21 protein-coding genes are annotated in these 20,622 nt (G+C 49.3%); 17 read left to right on the top strand and 4 right to left on the bottom strand.

What is annotated here, in order from left to right; translation table 11 throughout:
• Positions 1-65: 65 nt before the first annotated feature.
• A complete protein-coding gene (locus M3202_RS08035) occupies positions 66-707 on the bottom strand; it encodes a YhcN/YlaJ family sporulation lipoprotein (protein WP_251222834.1) in 642 nt (213 codons plus the stop codon).
• Between the two features lie 134 nt (positions 708-841).
• Here M3202_RS08035 and M3202_RS08040 point away from each other — a divergent pair, with 134 nt between their 5' ends.
• Positions 842-1,120, top strand: coding sequence for a YutD family protein (locus M3202_RS08040; protein ID WP_251193186.1), 279 nt, complete (start codon positions 842-844; stop codon positions 1,118-1,120).
• A gap of 93 nt (positions 1,121-1,213) precedes the next feature.
• Here the strand turns inward: M3202_RS08040 and M3202_RS08045 are convergent, their stop codons facing one another.
• Both M3202_RS08045 and glpX read right to left on the bottom strand, forming a co-directional pair.
• Positions 1,214-1,480, bottom strand: a complete 267-nt coding sequence (locus M3202_RS08045) for a DUF3055 domain-containing protein (RefSeq protein WP_251222835.1) — start codon at positions 1,478-1,480, stop codon at positions 1,214-1,216.
• A gap of 24 nt (positions 1,481-1,504) precedes the next feature.
• Positions 1,505-2,476 carry a class II fructose-bisphosphatase gene (glpX, locus tag M3202_RS08050; protein WP_251222836.1) on the bottom strand — a complete coding sequence of 324 codons (972 nt, stop codon included), beginning with the start codon at positions 2,474-2,476 and terminating at the stop codon, positions 1,505-1,507.
• Between the two features lie 182 nt (positions 2,477-2,658).
• Between glpX and M3202_RS08055 the strand changes: the two genes are divergently transcribed.
• The 3 genes from M3202_RS08055 to M3202_RS08065 all read left to right on the top strand — a co-directional run bounded on the left by M3202_RS08055 (position 2,659) and on the right by M3202_RS08065 (position 4,742).
• Positions 2,659-3,105: a DUF86 domain-containing protein gene (locus M3202_RS08055; protein ID WP_349775607.1), complete on the top strand. Its 447-nt coding sequence runs from the start codon at positions 2,659-2,661 to the stop codon at positions 3,103-3,105.
• Positions 3,106-3,205: 100 nt separating this feature from the next.
• Positions 3,206-3,844 carry a helix-turn-helix transcriptional regulator gene (locus M3202_RS08060; RefSeq protein ID WP_349775610.1) on the top strand — a complete coding sequence of 213 codons (639 nt, stop codon included), beginning with the start codon at positions 3,206-3,208 and terminating at the stop codon, positions 3,842-3,844.
• 130 nt (positions 3,845-3,974) lie between these two features.
• On the top strand, positions 3,975-4,742 hold the full coding sequence (locus M3202_RS08065; protein ID WP_251222839.1) for a TIGR01457 family HAD-type hydrolase: 768 nt from the start codon (positions 3,975-3,977) through the stop codon (positions 4,740-4,742).
• Positions 4,743-4,863: 121 nt separating this feature from the next.
• On the opposite strand, the gene M3202_RS08070 is transcribed toward M3202_RS08065, so the two are convergent.
• Positions 4,864-5,361 carry a phosphatidylglycerophosphatase A family protein gene (locus tag M3202_RS08070; RefSeq protein ID WP_251222840.1) on the bottom strand — a complete coding sequence of 166 codons (498 nt, stop codon included), beginning with the start codon at positions 5,359-5,361 and terminating at the stop codon, positions 4,864-4,866.
• A gap of 274 nt (positions 5,362-5,635) precedes the next feature.
• Between M3202_RS08070 and M3202_RS08075 the strand changes: the two genes are divergently transcribed.
• From M3202_RS08075 to yutH, 13 genes are all read left to right on the top strand, one after another.
• Entirely contained in the window at positions 5,636-6,607 is a 972-nt protein-coding gene (locus M3202_RS08075; RefSeq protein ID WP_251222841.1) for an ABC transporter substrate-binding protein, read from the top strand.
• Between the two features lie 36 nt (positions 6,608-6,643).
• The gene (locus tag M3202_RS08080; protein WP_251222842.1) at positions 6,644-7,702 is read left to right on the top strand and encodes a FecCD family ABC transporter permease; all 1,059 of its coding nucleotides are present in this window, start codon (positions 6,644-6,646) and stop codon (positions 7,700-7,702) included.
• Positions 7,687-8,481 (top strand): ABC transporter ATP-binding protein, encoded by a 795-nt coding sequence (locus M3202_RS08085; RefSeq protein ID WP_251222843.1) that lies wholly within the window; start codon positions 7,687-7,689, stop codon positions 8,479-8,481. Before M3202_RS08080 ends, M3202_RS08085 begins: the two co-directional genes overlap by 16 nt.
• Positions 8,482-8,503: 22 nt before the next feature.
• A complete protein-coding gene (locus M3202_RS08090) occupies positions 8,504-8,836 on the top strand; it encodes an antibiotic biosynthesis monooxygenase (RefSeq protein ID WP_251222844.1) in 333 nt (110 codons plus the stop codon).
• Between the two features lie 18 nt (positions 8,837-8,854).
• Complete coding sequence (gene hemH / locus M3202_RS08095) at positions 8,855-9,778, top strand: ferrochelatase (protein WP_251222845.1); 924 nt, start codon at positions 8,855-8,857, stop codon at positions 9,776-9,778.
• A 77-nt stretch (positions 9,779-9,855) separates the two neighbouring features.
• Complete coding sequence (gene isdC, locus M3202_RS08100) at positions 9,856-10,584, top strand: heme uptake protein IsdC (RefSeq protein ID WP_251222846.1); 729 nt, start codon at positions 9,856-9,858, stop codon at positions 10,582-10,584.
• 14 nt (positions 10,585-10,598) lie between these two features.
• Entirely contained in the window at positions 10,599-15,056 is a 4,458-nt protein-coding gene (locus tag M3202_RS08105) for an NEAT domain-containing protein (RefSeq protein WP_251222847.1), read from the top strand.
• A gap of 71 nt (positions 15,057-15,127) precedes the next feature.
• Positions 15,128-15,994 (top strand): stalk domain-containing protein, encoded by an 867-nt coding sequence (locus M3202_RS08110; protein WP_251222848.1) that lies wholly within the window; start codon positions 15,128-15,130, stop codon positions 15,992-15,994.
• A gap of 30 nt (positions 15,995-16,024) precedes the next feature.
• Positions 16,025-16,933 carry a heme ABC transporter substrate-binding protein IsdE gene (gene isdE / locus M3202_RS08115; protein WP_251222849.1) on the top strand — a complete coding sequence of 303 codons (909 nt, stop codon included), beginning with the start codon at positions 16,025-16,027 and terminating at the stop codon, positions 16,931-16,933.
• Positions 16,934-16,960: 27 nt separating this feature from the next.
• Positions 16,961-17,944: a FecCD family ABC transporter permease gene (locus M3202_RS08120; RefSeq protein ID WP_251222850.1), complete on the top strand. Its 984-nt coding sequence runs from the start codon at positions 16,961-16,963 to the stop codon at positions 17,942-17,944.
• The gene (locus tag M3202_RS08125) at positions 17,934-18,704 is read left to right on the top strand and encodes an ABC transporter ATP-binding protein (protein WP_251222851.1); all 771 of its coding nucleotides are present in this window, start codon (positions 17,934-17,936) and stop codon (positions 18,702-18,704) included. The genes M3202_RS08120 and M3202_RS08125 overlap by 11 nt, the downstream gene beginning before the upstream one ends.
• A 9-nt stretch (positions 18,705-18,713) precedes the next feature.
• Complete coding sequence (gene srtB / locus M3202_RS08130; protein ID WP_251222852.1) at positions 18,714-19,472, top strand: class B sortase; 759 nt, start codon at positions 18,714-18,716, stop codon at positions 19,470-19,472.
• A gap of 100 nt (positions 19,473-19,572) precedes the next feature.
• The gene (gene yutH / locus M3202_RS08135; protein WP_251193175.1) at positions 19,573-20,607 is read left to right on the top strand and encodes a spore coat putative kinase YutH; all 1,035 of its coding nucleotides are present in this window, start codon (positions 19,573-19,575) and stop codon (positions 20,605-20,607) included.
• Positions 20,608-20,622 lie beyond the last annotated feature (15 nt).

The raw sequence follows: 20,622 nt of genomic DNA on the forward strand, positions 1-20,622 counted from the left end.
CGTCATTTTTAGAGGCTGGAACAAAAGGTTGTTTTTTTACCTTTTGCCAGCCTCTCTTCATTCTATTAGCGCGAGCGGTTGTCATGATTTAGGAGACGTTGCTGCTTTTGCTCCATTATTTCGAGATTTTCGTCATCTTGTTCATCATAGGCTCCCTGCGGCGATTGCTTCATTTCTTCAATTGTTTCGCGTAACGTGTCGGCGTCCGGCAGCGCTGAAGTTCGATTTTGAAAACGTTCAATCTCCTGGAAGTGTTCATGATTGTCTGAAATAAAGACTTCATAATAGCGTGGTACTATAGACACCGCGCTCCGCTTCACTTGATCAGCTACATATTCACGATGATCATCATCCTCGAGATTATAAGTGACAAGAACATATTTATCGGTGACAAGGGTCGCCGCTTCGTCAACAGCTTGATTTGTCAGAACGATACGTGTAACAGCATCGGCCAGTTGATTGCGATCAAACATCGGCACGGCCTGCTGCGCGGAGTTACGCGATTGTACCTGCTGGCGTTGAAAGCGAGTATAGCCATACTGCGTCTCGTTTGGTGTCTGATGCTGGTTTTGATGCAAAGCAAACGGACCGTTGGCCTGCCGGTTGGACTGGATCATCTGCCCTGTCTGCCCTTGTTGATCGGTTTGGCAGCCTGTTACGAGCATCAAACCGGCCAGTCCACCTAGTAACAGTGATTTTTTTATCATCTTCCCACCTCCTTTACCTTCAGATTGACCAAAAGTGAATCGTTTTACAGCTAGTAAATGATGGAGAAGGAGAAGCTGTTGGGAAGCGAAACATGTGTTATAATAAGGGCAACTAAAAGAACGAGGTGAGCCCAATGGTTCGCATTCACGGGATGCAATATGAAGTGATGGAAGATGTGAAAAATGGCTGGGACGAAGAGGCGTTTAAAGCCCGCTTTAGCGAGGTGCTTAATAAATATGACTATATCGTAGGCGACTGGGGCTATAATCAGCTGAGGCTGCGCGGCTTTTTTGAGGACAGGCATAAGAAGTCCACCTATGATACAAAAATAAGCACGCTGCCTGATTATTTGTATGAGTATTGCAACTTCGGCTGCGCGTATTTCGTTCTTAAACGAATCAAGGAAAAATAGAAAGAGGACATCTCAAAGGCTGTAATTCCCTTTGAGATGTCCTCTTTAAACAATGAGCGGAACCGCCACGGGTCTGTAAAAGTTGCGGCCTTTTTAGACGACTTCTCTGAGAAAGTCGCGCAGCTCTTCAGCTTCTTCCGCAGACAGGCGATAAGCATGCTCCAAGTAGCCTTCTTCGTCTAAATCATCCTGTCCGATGATCGCAAAACGGTTGGATTGGACGTCAAGCACCAATTGCTTGCCATAATAGCGTGACGAAGAAATAATCGCTAAATCAAAACGTTGATGATCGCCCATAAAGCTGACAAATCTTGTTTTCGTATCTTCGGTCTCGTCATACAAATAAAAACGTTCAGACATACGGCGCAGCTCCTTTCGCGGTGCTTATTTGTTCATGGAAAGATGAGGCTTATGGTTAAGGTGATGGTGGGTTTTAATATAGCGGACGGTTCTCGTCTTGGCCCGCATCACAATCGAATCGGTTTCCGCCAGGTCGCCACCAAGAAAACGGACGCCCTCGACAAGCTCGCCGGAAGAGACACCGGTCGCCGCAAAAATCGCGTCATCGCCGCGTACCATATCGTTCAGTGTTAGCACTTTTAACGGATCTTCGAGACCCATCTTTTTACAGCGGGCAAGCTCCTCATCATTCATCGGTACAAGGCGGGCCTGCATATCGCCGCCGAGCGCCTTGATCGCCGCGGCTGAAATCACACCCTCCGGCGCCCCGCCCGTACCAACGAAAAGGTCAACTCCGGTTTGCGGCAAGGCTGTCGCGATCGCCGCGCCGACATCACCGTCTCCAAACAATTTCACGCGGGCTCCCTTTTCTCTGACGCGCTCAATCAATTGCTGGTGGCGTTCCCGTTCCTGAATAATGACCGTAACATCCTGGACGCGCTTACGCGTCATCTTCGCGACGATGTCGATTGTTTTTTCAATCGGGTCATCGAGTCTGATTAATCCTGCCGCTTCCGGACCGACGGCGATCTTTTCCATGTACATATCAGGTGCGTGAAGCAGGGTATCTTTATCGGCGACGGCGATTACGGCCATCGCATTAGGATGACCTTTGGCGACGATGTTCGTGCCTTCAAGCGGGTCGACGGCAATATCGACTTCAGGGCCATGGCCGCTTCCAACTTCTTCTCCTATGTAAAGCATTGGAGCTTCATCTAATTCTCCTTCTCCAATGACAACTGTCCCTTTGCAGTTAACAGAGTCAAACATGGTTCTCATTGCTGTTGTAGCAGCATCATCTGCTTCATTTTTTTTACCGCGTCCCATCCACTGCGAAGAAGCAAGCGCCGCTGCTTCCGTGACGCGGACGATTTCCAATGCAAGTTCTCGATCCATTTGAATGTCCCCCAATGTTGTATACTATCGCTGTACTCTGTAAAATGAACTAAGGTACATCCTTTATCATAGCAAAAGCCAAGCCGAGAAGAAACCATTCTCGCACAATTAAGGTCACACTTTTTAAACGATGGCCGTTGAATATGACATACTAATGAAAGGTGGAAACGGGAGTGTATTTTGTGGATCGCGAAAAGATTGAACGGACCCTCGCCTATATGGAAACGATATCTGAACGCTTCGTGCCGCCCATGGAGCCGCAAAATGAGCTGGAACGGTTAGCGCTCGAACGGGTCGCTTCAGTCCTGATTGAAGCAATTATCGACGTTGGCAACAGCATGATCGACGGTTTTATTATGAGAGATCCGGGGGGGTATACGGACATCATTGATATTCTGGAGGATGAAAAGGTGATTGGAGCGGAGCAGGCAGCCTCCTTAAAAGAGCTGATCCAGCTGCGAAAACAGCTTGTGCAGGAGTATGTTTCTGTCAATATTGCCGAAGTAATCGAGGTGATGACGAAAAGCGAGGCAGCCCTTCATGCTTTCCCAAAAGATGTTCGGCGCTATTTAGTGGAGGAGCTCGGCCCTGTATCTGCGTTTTTACCTGATAAGCAGACAGAGTTGTAGATTTTACAATCGAGTGATCATCGCCTACAATAGAGGCTGAGCCCCTTTTGCTTTGGATAAAGGAAGGATTGGTCTTCTAAGACTGTAAATAATAAAGGTGGTGGTTGTCTTGGGGAAAGAGACGAGCTCACGTCAAATCATCTTAACGATGTTAAAACGAAACCAAGAACAAACCGTAGCAGATTTAGCCGCTGAGTTAGGTGTAACTGAAATGGCGGTGCGAAGACATCTGCAAGGACTGGAAAAGGATGGTTTGATCCAGGCCCGCATTGAACGACAGGCGATGGGCAGACCAACTAATAAATATTCGTTGACAAAAGCAGGAGATGAATGCTTTCCGCGAAATTACGGCGAGCTTTCACTTGGCATTTTGCAGGATCTTGAAAAGATAAGCGGACTGGAAGTTGTTGATCAATTGTTTGAGCAACGACGAAATCGGCTTGAACAGCAATATGGGCCGGAAATATCCGGTTCGTTTGCGGAACGGGTGGCCGCGTTAGCACGCATTCAGACTGAAAATGGCTATATGGTTGATTATCAGGAGCTGGAGGATGGCTCTTATGAGTTCAAGGAATACAACTGTCCGATCGCCAAAGTAGCGAAGGAATACCCGGTTGCTTGCAAATGTGAACATCAATTGTTTCAGAAACTGCTTGGAACGGAGCATGTTGAACAAAAAACATGCATTGCCAAGGGCAAGACGAGCTGCTGCACGTATAAGCTGAAGGAACGCTCATAAAAGCGGCAGGCGTTGCAAAGGGAAGAAACGATTGAAGCGTCTGACCTGTTGCTTCATGAGCCTGGGAAAAGGGTATGATGAATACCAACCTTTTGCCCCAGGCTCTATTTCTGTTAAAGGGGAGAAGGGCATGAAACACTATAAAGGCTATTTAATTGATCTCGACGGCACGATTTACCGCGGCAGGGAGGCGATTCCGGAAGCGGTCTCCTTTGTGAAGGAATTGGAGAAAAAGCAGCTGCCTTATTTATTTGTTACGAACAATTCAACAAAGCGTCCTGAGCAGGTAGCCGAGCTTCTGCGGACAATGGACGTTCCGGCAACGACGGAGCATGTGTTTACGACGAGCATGGCAACAGCGAGCTATCTTTCCGAGCTGAAGCGAGAGGCGAGAATCTATATGATTGGCGAAGAGGGCTTGCGCTCTGCTTTGATGGAGGAAGGGCATCTTCTCGTGGAAGAGGAGCCTGACTATGTCGTGATCGGCCTTGACCGCAACATTACATACGAAAAATTAGCAAAGGCCGCCCTGCATGTCCGCGCAGGGGCGTCCTTTATTGCGACAAATGGTGATGTCGCCTTACCGACGGAACGCGGACTCGTACCGGGGAATGGTTCACTTGTATCCGTCGTCGCTCTGTCAACAGGAGTGAAGCCGGTTTTTATCGGCAAACCGGAGGCGATCATCATCGAGCAGGCTTTAGACGTACTAGGCACAAGCAAGGCTGAGACGGTGATGGTCGGTGATAATTATCACACCGACATTCTCGCCGGCATTCGGGCTGGAATGGATACGCTGCTCGTTTACACCGGGGTGTCAACGAAAGAAGAGATCGCCCAGGTGAAAGAGAAACCGACAAGCGCCATCGGCTCCCTCGCCGAATGGATGGTGATGTAAGCAGCTTTTGGCGGGGCCAGGGGCAAAAGATGAAAGCTTGCTGTTCACCCTTTGCCCTAGCGCGGCTTCTGCCCGTTTACCGCTCTTTTCTCGCCCGACCCCGGTTTGACTGAGTTTTTTGTTATTCAGCGTTTTCTGCGCGATGGGCGAGCCGGCTTGAGGCAGCGGCGGCAATCGCTCCGACAATATCGTCAAGAAAGGTGTGACACTCACCGCTTGATTTATCATTCAGCCGTTCCAGAATGCCGGGCTTTTGTTTATCGATATAGCCATAATTGGTGAAGCCGATTGAGCCGTACACATTGACGATTGATAAAGCGATAATTTCATCGACGCCATATAGCCCTTCGTCTCGATCAATAATCCCCTGCAACGGCTGTTCCAGCATTCCTTTTTCGGCCAGGACATCGAGCTGAATCCCGGTAATAATCGCATTTTGCACCTCGCGCTTACTTACAACGCGATCGACATTTTCTAAACAATCAGCGAGCTGAAGATCAGGATGGTATTTGACCTGTAAAAAATAAACAAGCTCCGCGATATCCTCTAATGTCACGCCACGCTCCTGCATCCAGGAGCGTGCTTTTTTTTCCACTTCATCCATGTTAGGTTTGCTCATTTCATTCCCTCCAGCATGATAGATAGTTACAGTTTACGGGACAACTGGTGATATTATACTTCTGATGGAAAATAGCCGCAACGCTGTTTCTTTATACTTACTGGAAAAAGGGGCAATTGGGAAGGGCTAATCAAGGCGAAATTTCTTTATGAAGAAAAAAATTCCTAAGTGACAATGAAAATCTTTATCATTTATATTGACAATATTTTGATTTTGTTTATAATTTTACACAAATGATGATAATGATAATTGTTTTCAATTGGAGGAGTTGTTAGTGAGAGACATAGTGATGCGTAGACTGAGGGTTTCTCTCTTTTTTCTACTATTTATCCCGCTTGCAGCTTGTACGACAAGCGGGGAAACGGCGACTTTACCAGTGACGGGAGATGGCGGGGCAGGCGTGACTGTGACGGATTTCGCCGGACGGGAAGTCGGGCTTGAGCAGACGCCGCGGCGTCTCGTTTCTCTTGTTCAAGCAGATGCTGAAATTGTCCAGGCGCTCGGCGGGGAAGTCGTCGGCAGACCGACCGTGCAGAATCAGCAAGTTTCGGAGGCATTACAAGGTGCGGAAGAGGTAGGGACCGCCCATGATATTGATTTTGAAAAAGTTGTCAGTCTTCAGCCGGATCTGGTGATCGGTCATGCTGAACTCAACCGGAAGGATGTTGATATGTTTGCTTCGCTCGGAATTCCGGTCGTCCTGACGAGCGGCAACAGCTATGACGATGTTTTACAGGCGGTCGAGCTGTATGGCCGGATTCTCGGCAAGGAGGAACAGGCCGGAGAACTGCTTGCTTCGCTTGATGTCGACCAGCTTGAATTGACACCACTTGCTGAGGAAGTAAAGGCTCTCATTATTTTTGGCAGCGCGGATACGATGATGGCAGCCTTGCCTTCTTCGCTCTCGGGAGATTTGCTCGCCCTTGCCGGCGGGCTCAATATTGCCGAGGGGCTGCCGCAAATTGAGCACTATCCTCAATATGCGCAACTCAGCATGGAGCGTGTTCTTGAAGCAGACCCGGACATTGTTTACTTTATTGCCCACGGCGATGCAGAGGCTGTTAAGGAACAGTTTGAAGCGGAAGTAAAAAGTAATTCTTCATGGCAGCATTTACAGGCTGTGGAGCAAGGGCGCCTCGTCATCCTCCCGCCGGAGCTCTTCAGCTCCAATCCCGGTCCGCGTATCGGTGAGGCGCTGCAGTTTATCCATGAAAGCGTAACTGCGGTCGCGGAAAAGGGGAGATAGCATGACGAACAATACTGGAAACAGCGGGGGTCAGTCATGAAGGAAGCGAAGGAAATAATGGAGTTCGATGATTCTGTAGGAAAAGCGGCCCGAGGGGATCAGCGGACAAAGCGGCGCTGGACGACGTTGGTCATCGTCACTGCTCTTTGTGTCATTGCCGTTCTGTACAGCTTAATGACCGGTTCGGTCACGATACGAGTGTCCGAGGTATGGACCGCGCTGTTCTCACCTGCCGATTCACTGCAGCGACAAATTGTCTGGGATTTGCGTCTGCCACGTATTGTAACAGGCCTGCTTGTCGGCGCCTGCCTGGCGATCGCCGGCGCGCTGCTGCAAGGAGTGATGAGAAATCCACTGGCCGATCCGGGAATTATCGGGGTTTCCGCCGGAGCCGGCTTAATGGCGGTGACGATGATGCTCGTCCTGCCGCACTATCTTTCCCTGTTGCCGTTCGGCGCCTTTCTCGGGGCGCTGGCCGCGACGTTTCTCATTTATTTCATCGCCTGGGAAAATGGCGTCTCTCCGTTAAGAATGATTCTTGCCGGTGTGGCGATCAACTCGCTGCTTGGGGCGTTGATGTCTGCGGTGATGATTCTTTACAGCGACAATGTTCAAGCGGTGCTTCCCTGGCTTGTCGGCGGATTAAGCGGGAGAGGCTGGTCCCATGTCGCGATCATTTTGCCGTATGCGCTGATCGGCATGGCCCTGTCGATTTTCGCTGTCAAGCATGCCAATCTGCTTCTGCTTGGCGATGAAGTGGCGAAGCTTTTAGGATCCCAGGTGGAAAGAAGCAGGCTGTTTCTTATTTTGCTGGCGACTTTTCTGGCGGGGGCGGGAGTGAGTGTCGCCGGCTTAATCGGGTTTGTCGGCTTAGTCGTCCCCCATATGATGCGAATGATTGTCGGCAATGATTATCGCTTCCTGCTGCCGACCTCGGCGCTCGGTGGAGCCTGTCTCGTCGTATTGGCTGACACGGCGGCGCGAAGCTGGTTCGATCCGATTGAACTGCCGGTCGGCATTTTGCTTGCGGCGTTGGGCGCTCCGTTCTTCTTGTATTTGCTGAGAGGAGGAATGAAAGGATGGAGGATGTCTTAACAGCGGATCAGCTAAGCTTCGGGTTTTCTGATTCGTATTACATAAAAGAGCTGTCGCTGCGTTTTAAAAAACGGGAAGTGGTCAGCATTATCGGTCCGAACGGTTCAGGGAAATCAACGGTCCTTCGTTTGCTAACCCGGCTGCTCAAACCGGCACATGGCGCGGTTTACCTGGAGGGGAAGGAGCTCCATACGCTTTCTAGTAAGAATATTGCCAAAAAACTGACGATGCTGCCGCAAATTTATGATCATCGCTCGGAAATGACGGTGCGCGATTTAGTGAAATTCGGCCGTCAGCCGCATTTGAAATGGTATGAGGATTATCATCAAAGTCATGACACCTATATTGATTGGGCGTTGGAGGCTACCAGGCTGACCGCGCTTCAGCACCGTCCGCTTTCCTCCTTGTCCGGCGGGGAGCGACAGCGCGCCTGGATTGCGATGACGATCGCGCAAACACCGCAAATTCTTTTATTGGATGAACCGACGAGCTATTTGGACATCGCCCACCAGCTTGAGGTGATGGAGCTGGTTCAGGAGCTCAATCGTTCGTTGGGACTGACGATCATCATGGTGCTGCATGATTTAAACCAAGCCGCCCGCTACAGCGATCAGATCATCGCGATGAAAAATGGAAAGGTGGTGAGGCAAGGGAAACCGCTCGACGTGTATCATCCAGATTTTTTCCGGGACGTGTTTTCCATTGAAGCGCGTGTCTATTCAGCCGGCGAGTATCCGGTCTGTGAACCGTACGGTGTTGTTCAAGCTACTCAATCTTAATCTAAAAAGGAGAGAAAAAAACATGTTCGTAATTGAAAACACTCTTAAAGTAAAAAAAGGATTCAGTGACCGCGTTGCCGCAAAGATGGCTCATATGGGACAAATCGAAAAGGTGCCGGGCTTTCTTGATATGAATCTTTTAAAGAAGCGCGGCAAAAAAGAGGAAGAATACGATATTTTGCTGATCTGGTCAAAATGGGAATCGCAGCAGGCCCATCACAGCTGGACATCGAGTGAGATGTTTCGCAAAACGCATGACGGCGTGCGCTCTGATTATATTCTCGATTCTCAAATTGCCTTTTATGATGTCATCGGCGGACGTGAAGCGGTCGATCAAAACCACAATGCAATGTAAAAAGAAAGGAGCACAATGATGATTGGAATTCTTCTGATGTCCTACGGTTCACCGGAAAGTCTCGGGCATGTCGGCGATTATGTCAATCATATTTTAAATGGTCGCCAGGCACCGGCCCGACAGCTTGAGCAGATTGATGCCCAATACCGGGCACTGGAGACGGCCGATCCGTTAGGACCTTTTACGATCCAGCAGGCACAAGGACTCGAACGGCTTTTTCAATTAAAGGGACGGCAGGATGTGGTCGTGGAAGCGGGTTTTAAGCATGCCCCGCCATTTATCGAGGATGTCATCAGCCGTTTGATTGAGCGCGGCGTCAATTCCATCGTGACATTGCCGTTAACGCCGCTCTATTCGAAATCGGGCGCGGAGATGTACCAGCAGCAGGTACGCCGCTGTGTTGAGCAGACCGGCGCCGATATTAATGTGATTGATATTGAGAACTGGTCGACTCAACCATTATTTGTGGCAGCATTGGCCAATCGAGTGAAGTCAGCTTTAACTTGGTTGCCTGAAGCCGCGAGACAAAAGGTGGAGGTGATTTTCACAACGCATAGCAGACCTGGGTCAACAGAGAAAAACGTTGACTATTGCCAGCAATTTACGGCATTGGCTGAGCGAATTGCAGAACAGCTTCAATGGCCGGATTGGAAGCTGGCTTACCGTGGAGCGAGACCAGGACAGGAATGGCTCGGTCCGTCTGTGAAGGAGGTGGTCGAACAAGCCGGAAAAGAAGGGCGGAAAGGGATCGTTGTTTGCGACCTGCTGGCTGTCACGGCTCATGTCGAGGTTTTGCATGACATTGGCGGTCCGCTGAAAGCGCATGCCGAGCGATTCGGAATGACCTTTGTGCGGGCGGAATTTTTAAATGATTCAACCGATTTTATGCTCGCCTTGGCGACCATTGTGGAAGAGCAGCTTACGGTGCAGCACGTCTTTTAACCCTTGCATGGGCAAAAAATTTTACACACACATTGATAATGATTATTGTTATCAGTTTTGGTTGAGGAGGAACATTCATGAAACAGAGACAAATGTTTATCGCCAGATTAATGATTGTAGTGATGATCCTATTTCTTGTGCCTGCGCCTTCCTCTGCTTCAGCGGCATTGGCGGATGGCACATATACGGCTCAATATACCGTGTTAAAAGCGGATAATGACTCAGCGTCGATGGCGAATGATTATTTTCAAAAGCCGGCAACGTTAGTGGTGGAAAATGGCAACATTAATGCGCAAATCACATTGACAAAGAGCAACTGGATTAAAAGTGTGACTGTCAATGGAGCGGCTCCAAGTGTCATCTCTAGCAATGCCTCGGCAGACACAAGAACGATTCAATTCCGGGCGAATGACGTATCATCGCCAATCGTCTCCACGATTCACGTCGATATTGAAGAGATGGATTACGATCATGTCTACACAATCCGATTTGCTTTTGATGAAAACAGCATTACCGCAGTAAATGTGGCAGACAACAGCAGCGGTCAGAATGAAAGCTCAGGCAGCACGCAAGCGGATTCGGGCGCGGCTTCCACAGCTTCAGGTGGAGGGAAGAGCCCATCTTCTGAGCAGCAAGGAAATCAAGCTGCCAGTCAAGTAGAGACAGAAGAAGCGGCAATTGGAACGGTCATTGAAAATCCGAAAACGGCCGACAATGCGCCAATCGCCACATTTGTCGTCATGCTAATTGTCTCGGCTGCCGCTCTAGTCTGGATGCTCGCCAGAAAACGAGCCGTGTCATTATGAGAGGAGAATGAAAGGTGAAGAGACAAATCAAAAAATGGGTAACCGTCTTTTCCATGTTACTGATCGTATTGTCAACGATCCTGCCTTCCATCGCATTGGCAGAAGACTCATCCACGCTTGCTGATGGGGAGTATACAATCGACTTTACGTTCTTGAAGGATGGAACAGATGAAACATCGGTAATGGATGACTACACCGAGAAGCCGGCGACATTACTTGTTGATGATGGAGAGTATGAGCTTCATCTCACATTAACGAACAGCGAGTGGATTAAAGAGTTTAAGGTCGAGCAGGACGGCGACTATGCTGATGCGGATGTTATTAAAAGCGATACGGATGCCGATACGCGGGTCGTTGGTTTTCCGGTAGCCGATCTGGATGAGAAGATAAATGCTTTCACTCATGTCGTTGTGACGGGGGTTCCAGAGATACCAGGTTATGATCATGAATATGAGGTGCAGATTCAATTACATCCTGATAGTCTTGATCCGCTGGTAGACCCGAGTGATCCGGGAGAAGGAAGCCCGGGCACCCCAGGAGAGCCGAGTGACCCAGGAGAGGGAGACCCAGGTACTCCAGGAGAGCCGAGTGATCCAGGAGAGGGAGACCCTAGTACACCTGGTGAGCCGAGTGACCCAGGAGAGGGAGACCCTAGTACACCCGGTGAGCCGAGTGATCCAGGAGAGGGGGACCCTGGTACTCCAGGAGAGCCAAGTGATCCGGGAGAGGGAGACCCCGGTACCCCAGCGGACCCTGAAGAACCAGCTGACCCAGCTATCGCTGATGGGGAATATACAATCGACTTTACGTTCTTGAAGGATGGAACAGATGAAACATCGGTAATGGACGGCTACACCGAGAAGCCGGCGACGTTGCTTGTTGATGATGGAGAGTATGAGCTTCATCTGACATTTACGAACAGCGAGTGGATTAAAGAGTTTAAAGTCGAACAGGACGGCGACTATGTTGATGCTGAGGTTATTGAAAACGATACGGCTAACAATAAAAGAATTGTCGGTTTCCCGGTAGCCGATCTTAATGAGAAGATAAATGCTTTCACTCACGTAGTTGTGACGGGTGTTCCAGGGTTACCAGGTTATGATCATGAATATGAGGTGCAGATTCAATTACATCCTGACAGTCTTGATCCGCCATCAGGTCCGACAGAGCCGGGAGATGGAGGAGAACCGGGCACACCGGGAGAGCCGACTGATCCAGGAGAAGGAGAACCAGAAGATACAGAACTCCCCCAATTAGAAGATGGGGCTTACACAGTTGCATATGCAGCGATTCGCGCTGATAATGACGATCCATCATCCATGGATGGCCGTTTTACAAAGCCGGCGACTCTCTTAGTAGAAAACGGCAAATACTATGTTTCCTTTGCGTTGGCAGATACGGAGTATATAACTGAGCTGGAGCTACAAGACCCTGATGGACAATGGGTAGAGTTTAGTACAAAGGACTATGAAATTGAGGAATTTGAGATTGCTAGTCTCGCTGATATGATTGACGCGAAAGTGTCGATGCGCGTACCAATGGGAGAGACAGTCTATGAAAATACGCAGCCTTTCCGGATTGCTTTTGATCCAAGCACGGTTAAGCTAGCAGACGGAACCTATGACATCAACTACACGGCGATTCGCGATGACAACGACACCCCTTCATCCATGGATAGCCGCTTTGCGAAGCCGGCGACTTTGCTTGTGGAAGAAGGCAACTATTATGTTTCCTTTGTTTTGGCAAATGCCGAGTATGTAACGGGATTGGAGCTGCAGCAGACGGATGGAACATGGGTGGATTTTAGCGACAATGATTATCAAGTTGAGGAATTTGAGATTGCTAGTCTCTCAGAGGTGATTGACGCAAAGGTGTCGATGCGCGTCCCAATGGGAGGCGGAGCTGTTTATGAAAATACGCAGCCTTTCCGGATTGCTTTTGATCAAGCAGGTATCGTTCCACGTATCTCGCTTGCACTGGGAGCCGATGGTTCAGCTTCCTTTGACGATACTATAAAGGATACGAGATTTGACACGAGCTACGGAGGGACACCATTTAGCATTATCGTTCCTGCAGGAAGCAACTCATTATCTATTACTGACTTGGAATTCCAAGCAAATGAAATGCTGATCGAAATTTCCGTTGGAGGATTAGGCACGAGAGAAGTGACGTTAATCCTGCCTAAACCAACCGGACTGGAGCCTGAGGAAGTCGGAGCCTTTCACCAGAAAGGTTCGATATGGGAATATCGAGAAGCGCGTGTAGACGGCGGCCACGTTTATGTCCAAACGAATTTAAGCGCGGTCAAGCTTGGCAAGAAAGTTAATGTTCCGGCAGGGTTAGCCGGTGATGCTTCAGGTAATCGCGTCACGCTTCAATGGGATGCAGTGGCTGGTGCTACATATGAGCTGAAGCGGATTGAAGGCGGGACTGAAACTGTAATCGACAATATTACAGCAGAAACATATTCAGAGAATCTCAGCTATAGCAGCAGCTATTCGTATCAAGTTCGTGCTGTGGAGGCAGGACATCAATCCGCGTGGTCACCGGCAACAACGGTCACAACTGAAGCTGCACCTAGTTCCGGCGGCGGTGGCGGTAGTGATCAGTCAGATGGGGAGTACACGATCAATTATCGTGTGCTGAAGGACGGCACGAATGAAACGTCGATCATGCAGGACTACACTGTTCGTCCGGCAAAGCTGACAGAACAAAATGGCCGTCAGTATATTACGATCACGTTGAAAAACAGCAGCTGGATTCCAGTTTTCCGCGTAACGAAGAATGGTGGCAGCGCGTCGGTTGTGTCGCGAAATAATTCGGCTGATACGAGAGATGTCCGATTTGAGGTTTATGATTTATCGAAGGATGTTGACGTATATACCGAGGTTGATGTACCAGCACTTAATTACAGCGGAAAGTATGACGTTCAATTCCGTTTTGATGAAAGCAGCATGAAACGCGGCTTTACTCAAAAGCCGGTAACGTCTAATCCGCTTCCAAATGAGTCGGATACGTCTAAAACAGAAATCAAGGCAGATAAAGGTGGTACGATCAAGTTTAACGGGGCTGAAATTAGGATTCCTAAGGATGCCTTTGGGCGCGACCTGGTCATCTCCGTTGAAAAAGTAACAAGACGAAGTAATCTTCCACTGCCGGCTCAGATGAAATTTGTGAGTGATGTTTTGGAGATTACAAAGGATCGTAGTGGAAACTTTAGCAAGGAAGTGACAATTGCGATTCCATATGACAAAAAGGAAGTTGATTTTGACAAAGCTGATCTTGCCATTTACTGGCTGAACGAAAGAACAGATGAATGGATCAAGCTTGACAACGTCCGCATTGATCGCCAAAAAGGCATCGTAAGCGGCGACGTTGATCACTTTACGAAATTCGCCGTTTTAGCGACAGAAAAGCAGGTTGATGAGGAGCAAGAGGAAGAAACAGAACAACCTCAACCACCTCAGCAGCCGGGACAATCTGTCGAGCTTGCGGATATTCGCGGACACTGGGCCGAGGAAGCGATTCGGACTTTAGTCGAAGCGGGAGCCGTTCAAGGCTATGGAAATGGTGAGTTTAGACCGAACAATACGGTTACGAGAGCTGAATTTGCGAAAATTCTTGTCGAAGCGTTTGATCTGACTGCTGATACCGAGGTTATTTTCCCGGACACGGCTCAGCATTGGGCGAGAGAAGCGGTTGCGGTTGCGGCAGGAGCCGGAATTGTGACCGGATATAGTGAAGCCCGTTTTGGACCAAATGACAGAATTACGCGCGAGCAAATGGCGGTCATGATCGCCCGCACGCTGAACGTGAATGCTGAACAAGCGGCGCTGAACTTTGTTGATGCTGGGCAAATTGCCCTGTGGGCTAAAGAGGCGGTGGCGACAGCAGAGAGTCATCAAATCATTCAAGGCTACCCGAATAATCGCTTTGCGCCAAAGGGCCAGGCGACGCGGGCAGAAGCGGTTACCGTGATCGTTAAAGCGTTGCAGCTTGAAGATGACAGCACGCCGTCTGACCCGGAGCAGCCTGGAGAGTCCGAAGAGCCGGCTGAACCTGAACAACCAGGGGAGCCAGTGGAATCAGACTTCGCCGACGGGGAGTATGAGATCGGATTTACGTTCTTCAAGGATGGGACAAATGAGGTTTCCGTCATGGACGACTATACGGAAAAGCCGGCAACGCTGTTTGTGGAAGATGGCAAGTATGAACTGCATCTGACATTAACGAACAGCAGCTGGACGAGAGAATTCAAAGTCGAGCAAGATGGCGCTTACGTTGATGCGAGAGTCGTGACAAGCGATTCGCAAGCCGACACACGCGTCGTCGCGTTTCCAGTAGCGGACCTTGACGAGAAGATTAATGTCTTTACCCATGTGATCGTCACCGGAATCCCAGGATTTAATTATGACAATGAATACACGGTACAGCTTGAGCTGGATCGTGACAGTGTAGATCCAGTTTCATAAAAAAAGGATTGAATTGCCTCAAGGGAGTTGACCTTTGAGGCCGTTCATCCGCTTGGGAAAGGAGAATGAGAATGAATAAGAGGCTATCTGCAATGATTGTGACAGTTTTCAGCTTGTTTGTTTTGTCATTATCGGTAAGTGCACAGGCGGTCAGCGAGCTGGAAGAGGGGACGTACTCGATTGACTTTCTTGTAGTAAAGGCTGGCGAGAATGAGCAATCAATGATGAATGATTACGTTGAAAAACCGGGCACGTTAACTGTGCGCGACGGAAAAGCATATGTGTCGTTTACGTTAACGGACAGCAAATCGATTACCGGCTTTAAAGTAAACCAAAATGGCGTGCTGACAGATGCCAACGTCATTTCACAAAACGAGGCAGCCAATACAAGGTCTGTGGAATTCGAGGTGACCAGTTTTGCGGCGCCCATTGAGGCGTGGGTCAGTGTGTACATGAATTTGCCTGGATTTTTGTATGACGCTGATTACGATATCCGCATTCAGCTTGACGAGACATCCATCCGACCGGCAACACCTTCATCACCACCCCCTTCAGCTCAACCGAACGGAGATGTGATCGTCCTTCATATTAACTCAAAAGCAGTGACCTCAAACGGTGCCCAGCATCAGCTGCTCGCAGCACCCTATGTCAAGAGCAACCGGACACTCGTTCCATTACGGTTTATTAGCGAGCATTTAGGCGCAGACGTGAAGTGGAATGGCAGTGAACGCAGTGTAACGGTCACCGTTGATGGAAAAACGCTTGTTCTTCATGAAGGAAGTCAGGTGATTCAAGTGAACGGGGCCCGGCACACAATTGAAGCAGCGCCGGAAATCAAGCAAGGAACTACTTTTGTTCCACTTCGTTTTATTTCCGAGCAATTAGGAGCGACAGTTGAGTGGAATCAGACTCAGCAACGGGTCACGATTCGAAACTAATTTTGAACAAATCAGATAGGGGGATTCGCGGTGAATAAAACGATTTCGGCTTTTCTTCTCTGTCTCCTGCTCGTTGCCCTTGCCGCATGCTCGGCTCAAGGAAGTGGGACAGAGCATGCGGATGGTGAAGCGGAAAAGGAGATCACAGAAGGAGAGCAGGAACCACGAATCATATCGACGACAGTGGCGATCACGGAAATTATGGACGAACTGGAGCTTGATTTGGTTGGCGTGCCAACAAGCTATAAGGAACTGCCATCACGCTATGACGGGGTGCAGGAGGTTGGCAATGTCAAAACGCCTGATTTGGAAATGATCCGGGCGCTGAATCCGACGGAAGTGTTGTCGGTTTCGACATTGGAGTACGATTTGCGACCGGTGTTTGAGGAGGTCGGCATTGAGGCCAAATTTGTTGAACTGGACAGCCTTCAGGAAATGCTCGATTCGATAACCGGGCTGGGAGAGGCTTATGAACGCGAGGCTCAGGCTGCGGAGATCGTCACGAGGCTGGAGGAAAAAGTCGCAGACATTCAGGAGCAGACCGCGCAAAATGAGCCGCCGACCGTCTTGATTTTGCTCGGTATTCCCGGCAGTTATTTAGTCGCAACGGAGCACTCATACATCGGTGATCTCGTTAAACTGAGCGGCGGAATCAATGTTGTGACTGGAGAGAGCGTGGAATATGTCGCCTCAAACACCGAATATTTGCAGCAGTCGAATCCTGATGTTATTTTGCGTGCGGCTCACGGCATGCCAGAGGAAGTCGTCGAGATGTTTGATCAGGAATTTAAACAAAATGATATTTGGAAGCATTTTGATGCGGTGAAAAATGGCCGGGTCTATGATCTTGAAGAAGAGCTGTTTGGCACGACTGCCAATCTGGCTGCCGCCGAAGCGCTCGATGAACTGATCGAAATGCTCTATCCGTCTCAGCGATGATTTTTTAGAGAAAATAGGTGAAGAGCTTTGCAAAAACAGAAAATCATTTGGAGCTTTGTCTCTGTCAGCTGCCTGCTCGTTGTCGTTAGCCTTTTTTCAGCGACGACGGGCAGCCTGCAAGTTACGATTACGGAACTGATTAAAGGGTTCATTTCTGAACCGAATGAGACGGTGCTCATTATTAAGGATTTGCGTTTTCCGCGGATTATTATTTCTTTATTCACAGGGGCAGCACTCGCCGTTTCCGGCGTTCTGCTGCAGGCAGTCATGCGGAACCCGCTGGCCGAAGCGGGAATTATCGGCGTTGCGGCGGGAAGCAGGTTTGTGTTCCTGTTAATTGTCACCGCTTATCCGATGACGTTTTTTTATGCGCCATTGTTCGCCTTTATCGGCGGAGCGCTGGCCTGCTTTTTAGTGTACGCTTTTTCCTGGAAATCAGGGCTGAGCCCGCTGCGGATGATTCTTGTCGGGGTCGCGGTAAACGCGGTGTTCACCGGCTTAAACCAGTCTTTCATCTACTTCGTCGGCTATTCGAGCGTCACTCATGCGACAGTCTCCAGCCTGGCGATGAAAACATGGAGTGAGGTTGACCTCGTTCTGATCTATGGCTCGCTCGGTTTGATCCTTTCTCTCTTTTTGACGACGTGGTGCAATGTGCTGGCGTTACAGGATAAAACGGCGCGAAATCTCGGCTTTCAATTAAGTAGGCTGCGGCTGATTATTTCAGCAGTCGCCGTGCTGCTGGCGGCGGTCGCGACAGCCGTTGCCGGAGTGATTGCTTTTGTTGGCTTGCTCGTGCCACATATTGCCCGGCAGATTGTCGGCACAGACCATAAAGTACTGATTCCTTTTTCAGCGTTGGCCGGGGCGCTGCTCGTCCTGACAGCCGATACACTCGGGCGGCTCGTCATTGCGCCGAATGAAATTCCCGCCTCAATCATTATGGCTGTCATCGGCGGACCGTTTTTAATCTTTATGCTAAGAAAGAGTGATCGCATCCATGGAAGCTAAAGAGATTACATTTTCATATGATGAGAAAACAGCGCAGTTAACGAATGTCAGCTGCGAAATTGAACAGGGAAAGGTGACGACGATTATCGGTCCGAACGGAAGCGGAAAGTCGACGTTGCTTGGCGTTCTTTCAAAAAGCTATTTGCCTCAGGGCGGGCAAATTCTGTTAGACGGCAAAACGCTGAACCAATACAAACCGAAGGAGCTGGCAAAAAAATTGGCCGTCGTTCACCAGCAGAACGATGCCCCGGTTGACATGACGGTCGAGAAGCTGACGAGTTTTGGCCGTTTGGCGCACCGACGTTTTTTGACGCCGCAGCATGACGAGGACGACGCAGCGATTGACTGGGCGCTGGCATGTACGAACCTGACGGAAAAACGGGAAAAAACGATCACGCAGCTGTCGGGAGGGGAGCGGCAACGCGTCTGGATTGCGATGGCGCTCGCCCAGAAAACACCGATCCTGTTTCTCGATGAACCGACCACCTATTTAGATATGTACTTTCAATTTGAAATTTTGGAGCTTGTCAAAAGCTTAAACGAGCGCCACGGACTGACGATTGTCATGGTGCTGCATGACGTTAATCAGGCGATTCGCTACAGCGACCGCTTAATCGTGATGAAAGCAGGGGAGATCATCCTTGAAGGAACGCCGGAGGAGATGCTGACGGCTGAGATGTTTAAAGCGGTTTATGGAGTTGACGTATTGATTAAAGAAGACGAAGAAATGGGTCTGTTTGTCGTGCCGAAAGGAATTTAGGGGGAGCGTATGAAGAAGCTGGCCGGGATATATCAACGTATTGGTATCAGTCTTTGTGTAACGGTAAGCGGATTTTCTCTGTTTCACGTAACGGATGTTTATGTGGAGGGGAAGCAGAACGAGGTAACGCTGGAAGAAGCGCGACAGCTTTATGAACCGGCGCCGGTACTCCCAGCGGCTGCTCAATCTGAACAAAAGCAGGTTGAGGAGCCACGTTTTGAAAAGCTGCGGCGCTTGAATGAAGATATCATCGGCTGGATTCAGATTGACGGGACACCGGTCGACTATCCCCTTCTTCAGGCAGCCGACAATGAAACGTATTTGTCATTGGACTATAAAGGGGAGAAGCAGCGGGCAGGAAGCATTTTCGTTGATTATCGCAACGCAGCGCCATTGCAGGAGCGCCATACGATTATTTACGGCCATCATATGCGCGATGGCTCGATGTTTGCCGGCTTGCAAAAGTTTGTCGAGCCTGACTTTCTGAAACGACATAAAATGTTTACGATTGAGACGCTGACAGACAGCTATCAGATCGAGATCTTCGCTGTGTACCGGACGACGACCGATTTTTATTATTTAGAGACTGATTTTCACAGCGATGAAGCGTTCCTGTCTTTCATCGAAGAGATCCAGGCGCGCTCTTTGCATCAAGCTGAAGTTGACATAACTGCTGACGATAAAATCGTCACCTTGTCCACATGCGACTATGTCGCCGATCCGGCAGACGGGCGTCTTGTCATTCACGGCAAAGTACGGGCTGATTAAACCTTATGTCAGAAATAAGAACGATTATACACATTCTCCCTTTTAGGCACATAGACTAAAAAAGGGAAATGGGCTTTTGGAGCGGTAAGGAGGAGAGCCAATGTTTGAGCGGAATGTGTATGACGTATACGGACTCTACTGTGAAGAAAGGTTTCATGTCGGCATGTACGATGCCTTTGAGGCCGGCGGACAATCCTATATTTTATTGCCGAAAGAAGAGTCGATGCTCAGAGAAGAAGAAATGATTGCTTTTACTGATTATATGAAATCAATCGGAGATACGACGATCCTTACTCCGTTGCCGACGTTGCGGGGACAGAGAGCGGGTCTGATTGATGGCCAGCTCGTTTATCTGTGTGCGTTGCCGCCGTTGCTGGAGGAAAGTCAGATGAGGGTGCGCAGCGAGGCCGATCAAGGAGCGCATTTGGCCGCGATTCACTATTACGGCCGGCAGATGCCCTACGAAGCACGGCAGTACGAGTTTTTCGGTCAATGGCATAAGCTGTGGGAAACGAGGCTTGATCAATTAGAGGGCTGGTATCAGCAGCTTCTGTATCAAGGACCTCAATCGTATGTGGATGAAGCTTTTTTATTTTCTTTTCCTTATTATATGGGACTGACAGAAAATGCAATTCAATTTGTTGTCGATGCGATGCTCGACGATCCGAGCAAAGAACAAGAACGGCCGACGATTTGCCATCGGCGCTACACCGACCATACATGGCTCGTCCTTTCAGAACATGGAGCGATTGTCAAACGGCCGACCGAGTTTGTGTATGATCACCCGTGCCGTGATCTCGCTGAATGGATTCGGGATCAGCGGCGTGACCAGCGTTCTTTCTCGTGGAATCAAATTGAGAGCTTCCTGACGACCTATGAGCAATATGAGACATTAAGTTCGTATTCGTGGCGGCTTCTATATGCGCGCCTCGTTTTTCCATTGCATTATTTTGAAGCTGTCGAAGACTATTATAGCAGTCAGATTCGCGAAGAGCAGATCAGTGCGGGGCAGCATCTCTTTCAATTGCTTGATACGGAAGGGGAAAACGAGAAATTCCTTAAAGAATTCGCGGCGTTCATCTTGCCGGCAAAAGCCGGTGGACAGCTGCCGGTCATCGAATGGCTCGCCCAATGAACTGTCCCAATGGAA

The sequence above is a fragment of the Halalkalibacter oceani genome (assembly GCF_023715605.1).
Taxonomy (GTDB): Bacteria; Bacillota; Bacilli; order Bacillales; family Bacillaceae_D; genus Halalkalibacter; species Halalkalibacter oceani.